Raw genomic sequence first — 16,122 nt, forward strand, 5'->3', positions numbered from 1 at the left:
GATTCGATTCGCACGCGCGCCCTCCGCGCGCTTGCACCCCATTTCAACGCTCCGATGGACGTCACCACTACCCGCCCTGCCGCCCGTGCGCTCGACGTGTTCCACCCGGCCGTCGCCGCGTGGTTCGGGCGCACGTTCGCCGCGCCCACCGGCGCGCAGGCACTCGCGTGGCCGCACATCAAGGCCGACCGATCAACGCTCGTTGCGGCACCGACCGGCTCCGGCAAGACGCTCACCGCGTTTCTGTGTGCAATCGACGATCTGGTGCGCGATGCGCTGGCGCACGACGGCACGCTGCCCGACGCGACGCTCGTCGTGTACGTGTCGCCGCTGAAAGCGCTGTCGAACGACATCCACGTGAACCTCGATGCGCCGCTGGCCGGCATCGCCGAATCGCTCGCGCAGCTCGGCCTGCCGGTGCCGGCGATCCGCACCGCCGTGCGCACCGGCGACACGACGCAGGCCGAGCGCGCCGCGCTGCGCAAGCGCGCGCCGCACATTCTCGTCACGACGCCCGAGTCGTTGTACGTGCTGCTGTCGTCCACGTCGGGGCGGCAGATGCTGTCGAACGTGCGCTCGGTCATCGTCGACGAAATCCATGCGCTCGCGTCATCGAAGCGCGGCAGCCATCTCGCGTTGTCGCTCGAACGTCTCGACGCGCTGGCCGGCCGTGCGCTGCCGCGCATCGGGCTGTCGGCCACGCAAAAGCCGATCGATGCGGTCGCGCGCTTCCTGGTCGGCGGCCCGGCAGACGCGCCGCGCGACTGCACGATCGTCGACACGGGCCACACACGCGAGCGCGACCTCGCACTCGAACTGCCGAACGTGCCGCTCGAACCCGTGATGGCAACCGACGTGTGGGAACAGGTGTACGACCGCATCGCCGGCCTCGCGGCCGCGCATCGCACGACGCTGGTGTTCGTCAATACGCGGCGCACCGCCGAGCGCATGGCGCGCCATCTCGCCGATCGGCTCGGCAAGGAAGCGATCGCCGCACATCACGGCAGTCTCGCGAAGGAGCACCGCTTCGACGCCGAGCAGCGCCTGAAGCGCGGCGAACTGAAACTGCTCGTCGCCACTGCATCACTTGAACTCGGCATCGATATCGGCGACGTCGATCTCGTCTGCCAGGTCGGCTCGCCGCGCGGGATCGCACCGTTCCTGCAGCGCGTCGGCCGCTCCGGGCACCATGTCGGCGGCGTGCCGAAGGGCCGGCTGTTCCCGCTGTCGCGCGACGAGCTCGTCGAATGCGCGGCGCTGCTCGATTGCGTGCAGCGCGGCGAGCTCGACACGCTGCGCATTCCCGAAGCGCCGCTCGACGTGCTCGCGCAGCAGATCGTCGCCGAAGTGGCGTGCACGGAATGGCAGGAAGACGCGCTGTATGCGAGTTTCACGCGCGCGGCGCCGTATGCGCGGCTGACGCGCGAGCGCTTCGACGAAGTGATGAAGATGCTCGCCGAAGGCTTCACGAGCCGGCGCGGCGTGCGCGGCGCGTACCTGCATCGCGACGTGGTCGGCGGCACCGTGCGCGGGCGCCGCAACGCGATGATGACCGCCACGACGTCGGGCGGCACGATCCCCGACATGGCCGATTACGCGGTGCTCCTCGAACCGCAGGGCATTCAGGTCGGCACGGTCAACGAGGATTTCGCGATCGAAAGCCTGGCCGGCGACGTGTTCCAGCTGGGCAACCAGTCGTACCGGATCATTCGCGTGGAAACGGGCCGCGTGCGTGTCGAGGACGCGCAGGGCCAGTCGCCGAACATTCCGTTCTGGCTCGGCGAGGCGCCGGGGCGCAGCGACGAGCTGTCGGCGGCGGTCGGCCGGCTGCGCGCGCGGCTCGACGGGCTGTTCGCCGATGGCGAACGGCAAGCGCATGCCCGAGGCGGTGAAGGCGCTGTCGACGATATCCGCGGGAAGACGACGGCTGAAACAACGGCGACGACCAAAGCCAAGACCAAAGGCGGAGCAAAATCGACGCGACGTGTTGAAGCCGAAGCCGAAGCCGAAGCCGAAGCCGAAGCCGAAGCCGAAGCCGAAGCCGAAGCCGAAGCCGCGATCAGTGTACGAAACGACGTCGCCCGGGTCGCCCCTGCCAGCCCGGCCGACAGCCGCCTCGCGCCGGCGTTGCGCTGGCTCGTCGACGATCTGCACCTGTCGCCCGACGCCGCGCACCAGATCGCCGACTATCTCGCACGCACGCGCGCCGCGCTCGGCGCGCTGCCGACGCAGGACACGCTCGTGATGGAGCGCTTCTTCGACGAATCGGGCGGCACGCAGCTCGTGATCCATTCGCCGTTCGGCAGCCGCATCAACCGCGCGTGGGGGCTCGCGCTGCGCAAGCGCTTCTGCCGCAATTTCAACTTCGAGCTGCAAGCGGCCGCGACCGACGACGCGATCATCCTGTCGCTGTCGCTCGCGCACAGCTTCGCGCTCGACGAAGTGTGGCGCTACCTGCGCTCGGCGAGCGCCGAGCACGTGCTGGTCCAGGCCCTGCTCGACGCGCCGATGTTCGGCGTGCGCTGGCGCTGGAACGCGACCACCGCGCTTGCATTGCCGCGCTTCACCGGCGGCAAGCGCACGGCGCCGCAACTGCAGCGGATGAAGAGCGACGACCTGCTCGCGACCGTGTTCCCCGATCAGGTCGCGTGCCTCGAGAACATCGTCGGCGAGCGCGAGATCCCGCATCACCCGCTCGTCGACCAGACGCTCGACGACTGCCTGCACGACGCGATGGACACCGAGGGCTGGCTTGCGCTGCTGCGCCGGATCGAGAGCGGCGCGATCGAGCTCGTCGCGCGCGACCTGCCCGCGCCGTCACCGCTCGCGGCCGAGATCCTGAACGCGAAACCCTACGCGTTCCTCGACGATGCCCCGCTCGAGGAACGCCGCACGCAGGCCGTGCAGTCACGCCGCTGGAGCGATCCCGAATCGGCCGACGATCTCGGCGCGCTCGACGCCGACGCGATCGATGCCGTGCGCGACGAAGCCTGGCCGCTCGTGCGCGACGCCGACGAAATGCACGACGCGCTGCTCACGCTCGCATGCATCGCCGACAGCGAAGCACGCCAACACGAAGGCTGGCTCGACCGGCTCGCGGAACTTGCCGAACACCGCCGTGCGACGAAACTCGTGACACCCGGCGACGCCGCACTATGGGTACCGGTCGAACGACTCGTGTGCCTGCGTGCACTGCATCCCGACGCACGCATCGTGCCGGCGCTCAAGGTGCCGGTCGCGTGCGCGCAGCCGTGGGAAGCCGATGCCGCACTCGTCGACGTGATCCGCGCGCGGCTCACGGGCTTCGGGCCGCTTGCGCTCGACGCGATCGCGGCGCCGCTCGGCCTGCCGCCCGCGTCGGTCGCGACGGCACTCGCGGCGCTGGAGCGCGAAGGCTATGTGATGCGCGGCCGGTTCACACCGGGCACGACGGTGGACGAATGGTGCGAACGCCACCTGCTTGCGCGCATTCATCGCTATACGGTGAAGCGGCTGCGCCGCGAAATCGAGCCGGTCGAGCGCGCCGATTTCATGCGCTTCCTGTTCCACTGGCAACACCTGACGCCGGACACGCGCGGCACGGGCCGCGACGCACTCGCGGCCGTGGTCGAACAGCTCGAAGGCTACGAGGCCGCGGCAAGCGGCTGGGAAGACGCGCTGCTGCCCGCGCGGCTCACCGACTACATGGCGGGCGGGCTCGACGAGCTGTGCCGCTCGGGCAAGCTCGTGTGGACCCGCATCGGCGCACCGGCGCGCGCGGCCGGCACACCCGTGAAGACGACACCGATCGTGCTGCTGCCGCGCCGCCACCTCTCCGCGTGGCAGGCGCTGCGCGATCCCGACGCGCAACCGGCGCTGTCCGCGCGCGCCACGCAGGTACGCGATGCCCTCGCCGCGCATGGCGCGATGTTCTTCGATGCGCTGCTCGACGACCTGCACATGCTGCCCGTCGAACTCGAACAGGCACTCGGCGAACTGGTGTCGGCCGGCCTCGTGAATGCGGACAGCTACGCGGGCCTGCGTGCGCTGTTGAAGCCCGCCGTCAAGCGCAGCGCGACCTATTCGCCACGCACCCGGCGCGGCGGTGCGCTGATCGGCGGGATGGATGACGCAGGTCGCTGGGCACTCGTGCAACGTCACGCGCCGCCGGACGATGCGCCCGTGCCGAAACGCGGCCAGGCCGCGACCGACCCCGGCGCGCTCGAACACATCGCCTGGACGCTGCTGCGCCGCTACGGCGTCGTGTTCTGGCGGCTGCTCGAACGCGAAGCCGACTGGCTGCCGAGCTGGCGCGAACTCGTGCGCGTGCTGCAGCGTCTCGAAGCGCGCGGCGAGATTCGCGGCGGACGCTTCGTCGCCGGGCTCGCGGGCGAGCAATTCGCGCTGCCCGAAGCGATTCCGATCCTGCGCGAACTGCGGCGGCAACCCGGCGACGGACAGTACGTATGCGTGACGGGCGCCGATCCGCTGAATCTCGCCGGCACGCTGCTGCCCGGCGACAAGGTGCCGGCACTGGCCGGCAATCGCGTGCTGTTCCGCGACGGCGTGCCCGTCGCCTCGCTGGTTTCGGGCGCGTTCCACTACGCCCCCGAGCTGTCGCCCGCCGCGCGTGAGGATGCCCGCCTGCGGCTCGCACGCCACTGCTGACATCGGCTGACACGCGATACCGCACGGACTACTGATCGCCGGGCCGCGCTGCCGCCGTCGTTCGGGTAGCATCGAACGATTTTCCGCGCGAGCGCCCGCGCTCGAACACAACAAGACTTCCGGAGACTGCCGTCCATGCCCTCGCATGTCGAATCGCCCGCCGCTCATCACGCGGGCTCGCTGACGATTTTCCAGGGCGCCGCGCTCTATATCGGCGCGGTGCTCGGCACCGGCGTGATCGCGCTGCCCGCACTGGCCGCCGAAGTGGCGGGGCCCGCCTCGCTACTCGCCTGGGCGGCGTTGGTCGTGCTGTCCGGGCCGCTCGCGGCCACCTTCGCCGCACTCGGCGCGCGCTATCCCGACGCAGGCGGCGTATCGACCTATGCGCGGCGCGCATTCGGGCCGAAAGCCGCGGCGATCGTCGGATGGTGCTTCTACTTCGCGGTACCGGCCGGCGCACCGGCCGCCGCCATGTTCGGCGGCGCCTACGTCGCGGCCGTCACGGGCGGCGGGCACACCACGGTCATCGTCACCGCTGCCGCGCTGATCGCGACCGTGTCGGCCGCGAATGCATTCGGCGTCACGGTTTCGGGCCGCATGCAGCTCGTGCTGTCGGCACTGCTCGTCACGCTGCTGCTCGCCGCGGTGCTCGCCTCCGCGCCGCACGCACGCACCGCGAACCTGCATCCGTTCGCGCCGCACGGCTGGCTCGCGGTCGGCCAGGCTGCCGCGCTGCTCGTGTGGAGTTTCGCCGGCTGGGAAGCGATCACGCATCTCGCGGCCGAATTCCGCCGACCCGCGCACGACATGCCGCGCTCGGCGGGAATCGCGGTCGTAGTGGTCGGGTTTCTGTATCTGTCGGTTGCTGCCGCGAGCGTGACGGTGCTCGGGCCGTCCGCGGGCGGATCGGGTGCGCCGCTCGCCGAACTGATCGCGGGCGGCATCGGCGGCCATGCGCAGGTGCTGGCCGCCGCAGCCGCCCTGTTGCTCACGCTCGGTACGATGAACGCGTACTTCGCGGGCGCGGCCAAGCTCGGCGCGGCGCTCGGGCGCGACGGCGCGTTGCCCACGTGGCTTGCGCAAGGCAGCCAGGTCGGCGGCGTCCCGCGCCGCAGCCTCGGCGTGATCGCCCTGCTCGCCGTGGTCGCACTCGCTGCGACGACGCTGTCGGACGTCGGGCCGAAGCCGCTCGTGCTCGTCACCTCCGGGTGCTTCGTGATGGTGTACGGGCTCGGTGCGGCCGCCGCGCTGAAACTGCTGCCGCGCGGCGGCATCGCACACCGTTGCGCATGGATTTCGCTGGTCGCGGTGGCCGCGCTGTTCCTGACGACCGGCTGGTACATCCTGTGCCCGCTGCTGCTCGCGGGCGGTGCGCTGCTCTATCTGCAGGTGACCGGGCCGCGCCAGTGACCCGGCCACCTGCGCGCGGGCCGGCACGCGCCTGCTGGCGGCGACGCGCGAGCTGATCATCGCCGACCCGCTGGCCGGATTGCCGGCCACGCCGCCGCGCGCATCATGCGTAGGGGCGCAGCCTCGGCCGTCCGCCGCTGCTTCGCGCCCGTCAGGCGGGCACCAGCTCGAAGCTGAGCCGTTTGCCGAGCGCGGTGGCCGCGCTCGCGAGCGTCGCCAGCGTGAGACTCGTGTCGGTTTCGTCGAGCAGGCGGTTGAGCGCGGCGCGGCTGGTTTTCATCCGCGCGGCCATTGCGGTTTTCGTGATGTGCTGCGCTTTCATTTCCTGCCCGATCTGCCACGCGATCACGCGCTTGATCGCGGTGGCGGTGGCCGCTTCGAGATTGCCGTCCTCCTCGAGGAAGGTATCGAAATCGCTGCCGATATGCGGATTGTTCGTGGTCGTCATGGGTACTCCAGTACATGGCGTTGCCGGCGGCCTGACCGTCGAAGACGGCGCGTTCCGGCGCAACCGGGGAATTCAGATGGCGCGCCTCAGCGCTTTCAGGCGCGCGACGGTGACATCGAGATCGTCCGACGGCGTGGCCCGCGACTGCTTGAAGAAGCCGTGCAGCAGGACCATCGTGTCGCCGACGACCGTAAACAGCACGCGGGCGTTTCGCCCCGGCAACATCACGCGGATCTCCCACAGATCCTGCGCCATCTTCCGAACCAGCGGCATGCCGAGCGGCCAGCCGAGTTGAACGGTCTTGATCTCTTCGCCGATCGCCCTTCGCTCCGCTTGCCCGAGCGCCTTCAGCCATTCGCGCACCGGCTCGTTGCCACGGGCCGTCTGGAAGAACCGCACGCCGAGCGTGACCTGGATCTGCTGTCTCGTCATCGTCTTGACACCAATCGTACCAAAATCGGTACGATATGCCAAGCACCCCGCAGCCGGCTACTGACCGGATGGCCAATCCGGCAGCCGGGAACGGCGGGCGGTCCGCCGGCTCAATCGTCGCGACGAGCCGGCTTGCGCGCCGCGCGTGACGCCCTGCGTTCACGCGTCTCGCCGAACCGCGACCGCGCGATGTCGCGCACGGCATCGATCAGCGTCCGCGCGACCGGCGACGGCTGCGCATCGGTGCGCAGCACCAGCCCGACCGGCTCGTCGGTACCTGCCGAAGGCAGCGGCAAGCGTGCCAGCGCCCCGGCCGACAGGTCGTATTCGGCCGCATAGAGCGGCACGAACCAGACCGCGTCGTTTTCGAGCGTCAGCGCACGCGCGACCGATACCGACAACACCTCGATGAACGCATCCAGCGGCGGCACGCCGCACGCACCAAGCAGCTGCTCGGCCGACTGGCGGATCAGCGTGCCGAACGGCGGCAGCACGACCGGATAGCGCGCAAGCTCGGCCGCCGGCGCCGCATTCGAGAGCAGCGGATGCCCGGCGCGCACGACGGCGACGAGCGGCTCGTTGTACAACTGCTCGAACGCAAGCCCGATCATCCGCTCCGGCTCCGACAGCCGCCCGATCGCGCACTCGATCGCGCCGGACTTCAGGCGCTCGAGCAGATCGGCGTTCGCGGCCGTCGCGATCCGCACGACGACGCGCGGCCAGCGTGCCGCGAGCGCCTTCATCAACGCGGGCGCGAGCGATGCCGCGACGGTCGGCAGCATGCCGATTTCCAGCGTCGCCGCGGCGGCCCCGCCTTCGCGCGCGAGCAGCCCGACACCTTGCCGCAACGCCAGCACGCACGCGTTCGCATGCGGCATGAACAGTTGCGCCTCACGGGTCGGCTGCGCGCCCTGCCGGCCGCGCTCGAACAGCTTCACGCCGAGGATCGCCTCCAGCTCGGCGATCGTTTTCGACACGGCCGGCTGTGTGATCGACAGGCTTTCGGCTGCCTTCTGCACGCCGCCCAGCTGGGCGACCGCGAGAAAGCACTGCAGGTGCCGAAACTTGACGCGGCCGTCGGCGATACGGTTATTCATAACGGGTGGTTATGCGATTGACGATGAAATGCCATTTTGCATAACTTTCCGGATAGCCCCAAGCACTCGACGATACGTCACGCGTCACGCGTTGCGCCGCAGTGTCTGGAAGCCGGCCGGCTCCCACATCCGCTTCGCGATCAGCAAGCTGGTGCCGCGCTTCTGCGCGAGCGGGGCCGACGACGATTCCGCATGCAGCGCGGCCGCCTTGCTGCGCAGCCGGCGCAATTCCAGTTCGAGCTCGGCGGAAGCGGCCTCCGTCAGCATCCCCTGCGAGAACGTCATCGTCTCGCCTTCGCCGTCAAAGCGGCTGTCGAGGAAATCGCCGAGCGCGTGCGCATGGAAGTAACGGCGGATCGGCCCGCCCGGCAGCCAGTCGAAATCGCGCGCGACGCGCACGCGAATCCGGTCGCCCGGCAACAGCGCGACGACGTTCATCCGGTCGAGCATCAACAGGTATTTCACGCACTCGGCCTTCGTCACCTGATAGGCCGACACGATGTCCTGCACGTTCCAGTAGTTGATCGCGCAGACGGCGACCAGCAACAGCTTGTCGTCCGACACGAGCAGCGCCTCCTGCTGCTCGGTCAGCACGTGCAGCCTCGGCGCCGACACGGACGCCTCCTGCACGAGCTCGGCCAGCGTATAGCCGAGCAGCTGGGAGATCTCCACGACGCGCTCCAGCGTGAAGCGGCCGCTGGCGAACAGCCGCTTCACGCTGGTCTCGGAAACGTCGAGCGCACGCGCGACGTCGCGGTAGGTCATGCCCTGCGCCTTCAGCTGGCGCTTCAGCATGTCGATGAGTTGGGCGGTTTCGGTCATTTTGGTATCGAAAAGTGATGCTCGAGGTCAGATATTAGGGTACCTGCGCGCGACAATGAACACATTCGGATACTTGTCTGCATAATCCGCTCCGTGCTGTCACTGAACGACGGAGCCGACATGACCACCCGAACCGACACCGCTGCCTACGAATCGCATCACCCCGCCCCGCGCGATGCCCGCGACACGGATCGCACGATGCCGCTCGCCACGGTCCGCACGCTGGCCGCCAGCGCGCACGTCGGGGATCTCGTGTTCATCCGCGTGCCGGCGAACGCGCCGCGCGACGCGGCAGGCGCGACGGGCGCGTGGGCCAATCGCTTCGGCATCGTTGTCGACACGTCGGGCGACGAGCCCGTGATCGCCGAATCCGCGTGGGCGTGGACGAAGCTCACGCCGCTGTCGCGCTTCGTCGCCCGCACCGACGGCGGACGCATCGCGCTGGCCCGTCGCGTCGCGGCGCCGAGCACCGATGCGCAGCGCCAGGTGCACGCAACGGCCGAACAACGGATCGACGCCCTGCTCGGCAACCGCTTCAACCTGCGGACGCGGCGCGGGTTCTGCGCGCGCTACGTGAGCGACGTGCTCGGTGCCGACCGGGATGCGACGCCGGCCGCACTGCTGCGCAGCGGCGCGCTGTCACTCGAATTCGACGGGATCGTGTTCGATCCCGGCCGCCCGTCATAACAGGCGCTCAGGGAGACCGGATAACAACAAGAACGACAACACAAAAAAGCGGCGACGGGCTGGCTGGAGGGCCGTGCACGGGGTCGTCACCGACGACGCGAAGCCCGATCGCTTTTTCCGCCGGACAGGCATCCTGTCCGGCGGAATTTTCATTGGCGCATCGGACATAACGAACGGTTATGCGATTCGCTAAAAAAGGTCATTTTGCATAACTTTCCGGATTGGCTACAGTCGTGCCATCCACTTCGCGAAAGACCTATCAGGAGACGCCCCGATGGATTCCCCCACGATCCTCACGCCGCGCGACTGGCCGTCGCATCCGGCCTATATCCACCCCGAGTACCGTTCGTCCGTGAAGCGCGGCCCGACGCGCCCGCTGATCCCGCTGAAGGAGAAGCTCCGCGACCAGTACGCGCCCGTCTACGGCGCCGAAGATCTCGGCGCACTCGACCATGACCTGACGAAGAACGCCGTGAAGAACGGCGAGCCGCTCGGCGAGCGCATGGTCGTGACGGGCCGCGTGCTCGACGAAGGCGGCAAGCCCGTGCGCAACACGCTCGTCGAGGTGTGGCAGGCAAACGCCGCCGGCCGCTACGTGCACAAGGTCGACCAGCACGACGCGCCGCTCGACCCGAACTTCCTCGGCGCCGGTCGCTGCCTGACCGACGACGAAGGCCGCTACCGCTTCCGGACGATCAAGCCCGGCGCATACCCGTGGGGCAACCATCCGAACGCGTGGCGCCCGAATCACATCCACTTCTCGCTGTTCGGCGATTATTTCGGCTCGCGTCTCGTCACGCAGATGTACTTCCCCGGCGACCCGCTGCTCGCGTACGACCCGATCTTCCAGGGCACGCCCGAGGCCGCGCGCGATCGCCTGATCTCGCGCTTCTCGATGGACATCACCGAAGAAGGCTATGCGCTCGGCTACGAATTCGACATCGTGCTGCGCGGCCGCGACGCTACCCCGATGGAGCGCTGAACCATGACGACGCTGAAGCAAACCCCTTCGCAGACGGTCGGCCCGTACTTCGCGTACGGCCTGTGCCCGCAGCAATACGACTACGACCTGAAGAGCCTGTTCACGCCGACGATCGCCGCGGCACACGCCGAAGGCGAGCACGTGCTGCTGGTCGGCCAGGTGTTCGACGGTGACGGCAACGTCGTCGGCGACGCGGTGCTCGAATTCACGCAGGTGGACAGCGCGGGCCGCTACCCCGCGTCGCGCGACGACATCGCGAAATCCGGCTTCACGGGCTTCGCGCGGGTCGGCACCGGCACCGATGCGCAGCAGCGCTTCGTCGTCGAGACGGTGAAGCCGGGCCGCGTCGCCGCCGGCGAAGCGCCGCACATCAACGTGACCGTGATGATGCGCGGGATCCTCACCCACGCATTCACGCGCGTGTATTTCGACGACGAAGCCGCCGCGAACGCAGCCGACCCCGTGCTGAACGCCGTGCCGGCCGAACGCCGCGCGACGCTCGTCGCGAAACGCGATGCGCAGCCGGGCCGCCCGGTCGTCTACCGCTTCGACATCCGCATGCAGGGGCCGGACGAAACCGTGTTCTTCGACGTGTGACGCGCGGGCCGGTGCACGCCGGCTTCGCCCGCTACCGCACCGCCGCGTGGCGCGATACCGACAGGCATCGCGCCACGCGGCGTTTTTCCTGGTCCGTCGTCATCATTCGATGCTGCAGTGCATCGCGCCGCGTCACGGGTGCCGACGGCCTTGCCACGGGACTTCCGCCCCCGCATCGAACGCACGGTTGAAGCGCATGCTGCGAGAGCACACAAGTCGTTCGTCCGACACGATATCGTTTGCGCGTTACGTAGCGTATTCTTCGCTATCCGCAACGCTTCAATGAGATTGAATCGGAACAGGAAACAATTACGCATGTCATGCGCGACACCGCCCGGCAGGCCGTGCGCGCATTTTTTCTGACCGAGTGCCTTGAAACGCGTCTGACCGAAGTTGGCAGGCGCGTTTTTTTTGCGGCAACCGGCACGCCGACGTGGCATGCGCCACTTCGTTCCGGTCAGCGCCGAATCTCCAGATAGCGGCTCGGCGTATCGCCCAGAATGCGGCGAAACGCCGACGTGAACGCGCTGGCGCTCGCATACCCGAGATCGAGCGCGACCCGCGTCACCGGCTGCCCGTCGCTCAGGCGCGCGATCGCCGCAAGCATGCACACCTGCTGGCGCCATACAGCAAAACTCACGCCCGTCTGCGCCCGGAACTGCCGCGTGAACGTGCGGCGGCTCAAGCCCGCGTCCGCGGCGACCTGGTCGAGATCGGCCGCGATCGACGGCGAAGCAAGCAGGTGCCGGCACACCTTCGCCAGCCGCGCGTCGGCCGGCAGCGGCGCATGCAGCGACAGGCGCGGCATCGTCGCGATTTCCGCGACCAGCAGCGCCATCAGCTTGCCCGCGCGCCCGTCGACGTCGTACAGGGCCGGCAAGTCGATCGCATCGTCGATCAGTTGCCGCAGCAGCGCCGAAACGCCATACACACCGCACTGTTCGGGCAGGCCCGCCTCCTGCGCGGCGGCGCCGGACACGAACGTGTTGAGCATCGTGACCGGTCCGGTCATCGTCATTTCGTGCCGCACGCCGGCCGGCACCCAGCATGCGCGCTGCGGCGGCACCAGCCAGCGCCCGTGCGGCGTCGATACGCTGATCGTGCCGCGCGACGCGAACGCGAATTGCCCGCGCCCGTGCGCGTGTTCCGGAAACGTCGTGCCCGCCGCATAGTCGTTCGCGGTCACGACCACGCTTCGCGGAATGTTTTCGTAGGGATCTAGCAGCGTATTTCTCACGGCCCGAATTCCATCATCAATGACCCGATATCGAAGGCGGGTCTCCTTCGCGCGATCTACGATCCGCTCCACCCTTGCGCGACCTGACGGCCGCAAGACCCGTCGGCCTGATCGGCCGGATTACCACTGCATCGGAGCGGACATGCCGAATACGTTTCATCGCGTGGGGGACGGCCCCCACCCTGTTCTTGTACTGCCCGGCTGGTTCGGCGACGCCCACGCGTTCGAACCCGTCGAAGCGTGGCTGTCACGCCAGCACTTCAGCTATGTATTCATGGACTACCGAGGCTACGGCCGCATGCGCGACGCGGTGGGCCACTTCACGATCGACGAGATCGCCGCCGACGCGCTCGCGCTGGCCGATACGCTCGATTTCGCGACCTTCAGCATCGTCGGCCATTCGATGGGCGCGATGGCGGCCGAGAAAATCGCCGTCATGGCGTCCGAACGCGTGCGCGCGCTGGTGCCAGTCACGCCCGTGCCGTGCGGCGGCCTGCCGTTCGATGCCGAAAAACGTGCGCTATTCGAACGCGCCGCCAACCACGTCGCCGATCGCCGGACCATCATCGATCGCAGCACCGGCGGCCGCCTGCCCGCCGCCTGGGTCGAGTGGAAAGCGGCGTATTCGGCAGCCCGTTCTTCGTCGTCGGCGTTCGGCGCGTACTTCCGCGCGTGGGCCGATACGGATTTCGGCGACGAGATCGCCGGCATCCATCCGGTGAAAGTGCTGATCGGCGAGCACGATCCGGCGTTCGACGCGGCACTGATGGCCCGCACCTACCTGCGGCGCTATCCGCTCGCCACCGTCGACGTGCTGCGCAATGCGGGCCACTACCCGATGAACGAGACGCCGCTCGCGCTCGTCGCGGCGATGGAAGCGTTCCTGCTCGCCGTGACGGCGAACCCCGTCGGCAACTCCTGACGACGCGCGGCGCGCAACGAGCATGGCGGTCATGCGCATCACCGCAGCATGAACGACATCGCCGACAAGCTGTTCAGCGTGCGCACCACATGCTCGACCGAAGGCCCGTCGAAGCGCAGCGTCACCGCATCGACGCGCTCCAGCGACGGCAGCACGCAGAACAGGTCGGCCAGCGCCGCCGTCTGCACGCGCAGCGTGCACGCGGCCGGCGCGGGCCGATGGGCGCCGGCGCGCACGCCAGCCGACAGTGCGTGCGCAACCGCTTCGCGCGCAGCCGCGGCGATCCGCGCACATGACGCGGCGGGCGTGAGCGTATCGCCGCTCGACGCGCCGCCGGCCGTCTTGACCGTCTCGAAATGCGCTTCCGGAAACAGCGGCTGCGTTTCCGCCGCGAACACGTCGTCGCCCGTGGCCAGCGCGACGTGCGCGCCGTATTCGCGCGCCAGCGCACCGTACAGCCCGGCTTCACCGAGTTCGACGCCGTTCAGCCAGACCTGCGTGAACGCAAAGCTGTTGATCGTGTGCGCGAGCACGCCGCGCGTCTGCGATTTCGAGTGATAGCCGATCATGAACACGAGATCGGGCTGCTGCTCGAGGCCCGTCATCATCCCGAGCGTGCGCGGCTTGCCGAGGACGACACGCGCACGCGCATCGAGCCCATCGGGCAGCAGGTTGCGGAAACCGCCGTGCGAATCGTTGACCCACACCGCCTGCGCGCCGCCCATGAACGCGCCTTCGATCGCCGCGTTCGCCTCGGCGGTCATCCAGCGGCGCGCGCGCTCGTATTCCGGATTGCCGGCGCGCGTCTGCTCGATGGCGAATACGCCGGCGACGCCTTCGATGTCGGTCGAAATCAGGATCTTCATGACTGGGTAAGACGTCCTTCGTGGCCTTCGTTGAACAGGCGATCGAGATCGGGCACCGCATCGCGCAGCGATTGCCGCACGTGGCCGTCGCGCCCGGCCACCGTCACGGCCTGCAGCAGCGCGTCGGCGATCGCATGCTCGACGCTTTCGGCCGCGGCCATGAACAACGGATCGAGCGCCGCATCGGCGACGAGGGCCGGCAGCGCGAGGGTCGATGCGTCGTGCGCGATCGTGTAGGCGGTGGAGAAGGCGAGCGCGATGTCGCCGCTGCCGTGCCCGTAGACCGAGCCGGTGCGGGCCAGCCCCGCCCCGGCGCGGCGCGCGAGCCGCGACAGTTGCCGCGCATCGAGCGGCGCGTCGGTCGCCAGCAGCAGGATGATCGATCCTTGCTCCGGCGGCGCCGCATGCGCGGCCTCGGCCGCACGCCGTTGCGCGACGATGCGTCCGACCGGGACGCCGCCGAGCGTCAGCATCGGCAGCCGGCCGAAATTCGCGAGCACGAGCGCGCCGACCGTATAGGGCCGCCCCGCCGCGACGGCGACGCGCGATGCAGAACCGATCCCGCCCTTCAGGTCGAAGCTCGACATCCCGCGCCCCGCGCCCACCGCGCCGCGTGCGACGTCACGCGATGCCGCGCGGCACGCGTCGTCGTAATGCGCGGGCGTGACCGCGAACGCCTGGATATCGTTCAGATAGCCGTCGTTGCACTCGAACACGAGCGGGTTGACGGTCGACCAGTCGCGGCCGACCTGCGGATTCGCCGCGATCGCCGCACGAATCTGCGCCTGCGCGAGCGCGCCGACGCCGAACGTATTGGTGAGCGCGATCGGCGTCTCGAGCGTGCCGAGCTCGTCGACCTGCACGAGCCCGACACTCTTGCCGAAGCCGTTGATCACCGCCGCCCCCGCCGGCACCTTGCTGCGGTACACGTCGCCCGGATGCGGCTTCACGACGGTCACGCCCGTCTGCACGTTGCCTGCATCGAGCGTGCAATGGCCGACCGTCACGCCCGGCACGTCAGCGATCGTGCCGCGCGGCCCGGACGGCAGCGTCGCCGTCCACATCGGTGCATGGCGCATCAGCGGCGCTCCAGCTTCGGATCGAGCGCGTCGCGCAGCCCGTCGCCGAGCAGGTTGAACGCGAGCACGGTCAGGAAGATCGCCAGGCTCGGGAAGATCGCGATGTGCGGCGCCGTCACCATGTCCGCGCGCGCCTCGTTGAGCATCGCGCCCCACTCCGGTGTGGGCGGTTGCGCGCCGAGCCCGAGGAACGACAGGCTCGCGGCCGTGATGATCGACGTGCCGATCCGCATCGTGAAGTAGACGACGACCGACGATACGGTGCCCGGCAGGATGTGCCGCATGATGATCGTCCAGTCCGACGCGCCGATGCTGCGCGCGGCCTCGACGTAGGTCATGTGCTTGAGCATCAGCGTGTTGCCGCGCACGAGCCGCGCGAACGCCGGGATGCTGAAGATCGCGACCGCGCAGATCACGTTGACCATCCCGTTGCCGAGGATCGCGACCACGCCGATCGCGAGCAGGATGCCCGGGAACGCGAACAGCACGTCGGCCACGCGCATCGTGATGCGGTCCCACCAGCCTTCGTAGTAGCCGGCGAGCAGCCCGAAGATCGTGCCGATCACCGCGCCGAGCGCGACCGAGAAGAAGCCGGCCGCGAGCGAGATACGCGTGCCCGCGATGATCCGGCTGAAGATGTCGCGGCCGAGCGAATCGACGCCGAACCAGTGCACGGCCGACGGCCCCGCGTTCAGCGCGTCGTAGTCGAAATAGTTCTCCGGATCGAACGGCACGACGTGCGGGCCGACGAACGCCAGCACGACGAGCGCCAGCACGAAGCCGCCCGCGACGAGCGCGACGGTCTGCTTGCGGAACTTGCGCCAGAATTCGCGCCATGGCGTGCGGATCGCGGCGGGTGCGGCCGGCGCCGCGGTCTGGACTGTCGCGTTCATGCG

14 protein-coding genes are annotated in these 16,122 nt (G+C 69.0%); 6 read left to right on the top strand and 8 right to left on the bottom strand.

Annotation, left to right across the window (positions count from 1 at the left end; genetic code table 11):
- Positions 1-54: 54 nt before the first annotated feature.
- The gene (locus LGM56_RS06630) at positions 55-4,647 is read left to right on the top strand and encodes a DEAD/DEAH box helicase (RefSeq protein WP_226203656.1); all 4,593 of its coding nucleotides are present in this window, start codon (positions 55-57) and stop codon (positions 4,645-4,647) included.
- 135 nt (positions 4,648-4,782) lie between these two features.
- Positions 4,783-6,057 (top strand): APC family permease, encoded by a 1,275-nt coding sequence (locus LGM56_RS06635; protein ID WP_226203658.1) that lies wholly within the window; start codon positions 4,783-4,785, stop codon positions 6,055-6,057.
- Positions 6,058-6,208: 151 nt separating this feature from the next.
- Here LGM56_RS06635 and LGM56_RS06640 read toward each other — a convergent pair whose 3' ends face one another.
- The 4 genes from LGM56_RS06640 to LGM56_RS06655 all read right to left on the bottom strand — a co-directional run bounded on the left by LGM56_RS06640 (position 6,209) and on the right by LGM56_RS06655 (position 8,856).
- A complete protein-coding gene (locus tag LGM56_RS06640) occupies positions 6,209-6,505 on the bottom strand; it encodes an XRE family transcriptional regulator (protein ID WP_011658604.1) in 297 nt (98 codons plus the stop codon).
- A gap of 72 nt (positions 6,506-6,577) precedes the next feature.
- Positions 6,578-6,937 carry a type II toxin-antitoxin system RelE/ParE family toxin gene (locus tag LGM56_RS06645; RefSeq protein WP_226203660.1) on the bottom strand — a complete coding sequence of 120 codons (360 nt, stop codon included), beginning with the start codon at positions 6,935-6,937 and terminating at the stop codon, positions 6,578-6,580.
- A gap of 110 nt (positions 6,938-7,047) precedes the next feature.
- Positions 7,048-8,034 (bottom strand): pca operon transcription factor PcaQ, encoded by a 987-nt coding sequence (gene pcaQ, locus LGM56_RS06650; protein WP_226203662.1) that lies wholly within the window; start codon positions 8,032-8,034, stop codon positions 7,048-7,050.
- A gap of 84 nt (positions 8,035-8,118) precedes the next feature.
- The gene (locus LGM56_RS06655) at positions 8,119-8,856 is read right to left on the bottom strand and encodes a helix-turn-helix domain-containing protein (protein ID WP_226203664.1); all 738 of its coding nucleotides are present in this window, start codon (positions 8,854-8,856) and stop codon (positions 8,119-8,121) included.
- Positions 8,857-8,976: 120 nt separating this feature from the next.
- On the opposite strand from LGM56_RS06655, the gene LGM56_RS06660 reads away from it, so the two are divergent.
- The 3 genes from LGM56_RS06660 (at position 8,977) to pcaG (ending at position 11,122) form a co-directional block, all read left to right on the top strand.
- On the top strand, positions 8,977-9,543 hold the full coding sequence (locus LGM56_RS06660; RefSeq protein WP_226203666.1) for a YiiX/YebB-like N1pC/P60 family cysteine hydrolase: 567 nt from the start codon (positions 8,977-8,979) through the stop codon (positions 9,541-9,543).
- Positions 9,544-9,817: 274 nt separating this feature from the next.
- Complete coding sequence (gene pcaH, locus LGM56_RS06665) at positions 9,818-10,525, top strand: protocatechuate 3,4-dioxygenase subunit beta (RefSeq protein ID WP_226203668.1); 708 nt, start codon at positions 9,818-9,820, stop codon at positions 10,523-10,525.
- A 3-nt stretch (positions 10,526-10,528) separates the two neighbouring features.
- Positions 10,529-11,122, top strand: coding sequence for a protocatechuate 3,4-dioxygenase subunit alpha (gene pcaG, locus LGM56_RS06670; RefSeq protein WP_089442670.1), 594 nt, complete (start codon positions 10,529-10,531; stop codon positions 11,120-11,122).
- 457 nt (positions 11,123-11,579) lie between these two features.
- Here the strand turns inward: pcaG and LGM56_RS06675 are convergent, their stop codons facing one another.
- Positions 11,580-12,359, bottom strand: a complete 780-nt coding sequence (locus LGM56_RS06675) for an AraC family transcriptional regulator (protein ID WP_089427695.1) — start codon at positions 12,357-12,359, stop codon at positions 11,580-11,582.
- Positions 12,360-12,501: 142 nt separating this feature from the next.
- Here LGM56_RS06675 and LGM56_RS06680 point away from each other — a divergent pair, with 142 nt between their 5' ends.
- On the top strand, positions 12,502-13,281 hold the full coding sequence (locus LGM56_RS06680) for an alpha/beta fold hydrolase (protein WP_226203670.1): 780 nt from the start codon (positions 12,502-12,504) through the stop codon (positions 13,279-13,281).
- 38 nt (positions 13,282-13,319) lie between these two features.
- On the opposite strand, the gene LGM56_RS06685 is transcribed toward LGM56_RS06680, so the two are convergent.
- The 3 genes from LGM56_RS06685 to gsiD are packed head-to-tail and all read right to left on the bottom strand — an operon-like array spanning position 13,320 to position 16,119.
- On the bottom strand, positions 13,320-14,147 hold the full coding sequence (locus LGM56_RS06685) for a M55 family metallopeptidase (protein ID WP_226203672.1): 828 nt from the start codon (positions 14,145-14,147) through the stop codon (positions 13,320-13,322).
- Positions 14,144-15,226, bottom strand: coding sequence for a P1 family peptidase (locus LGM56_RS06690; protein WP_089497167.1), 1,083 nt, complete (start codon positions 15,224-15,226; stop codon positions 14,144-14,146). Before LGM56_RS06690 ends, LGM56_RS06685 begins: the two co-directional genes overlap by 4 nt.
- Complete coding sequence (gsiD, locus tag LGM56_RS06695; RefSeq protein WP_226203674.1) at positions 15,226-16,119, bottom strand: glutathione ABC transporter permease GsiD; 894 nt, start codon at positions 16,117-16,119, stop codon at positions 15,226-15,228. Before gsiD ends, LGM56_RS06690 begins: the two co-directional genes overlap by 1 nt.
- Positions 16,120-16,122 lie beyond the last annotated feature (3 nt).

The organism is Burkholderia sp. AU38729 (assembly GCF_020419725.1).
In the GTDB taxonomy this organism is placed as follows: domain Bacteria; phylum Pseudomonadota; class Gammaproteobacteria; order Burkholderiales; family Burkholderiaceae; genus Burkholderia.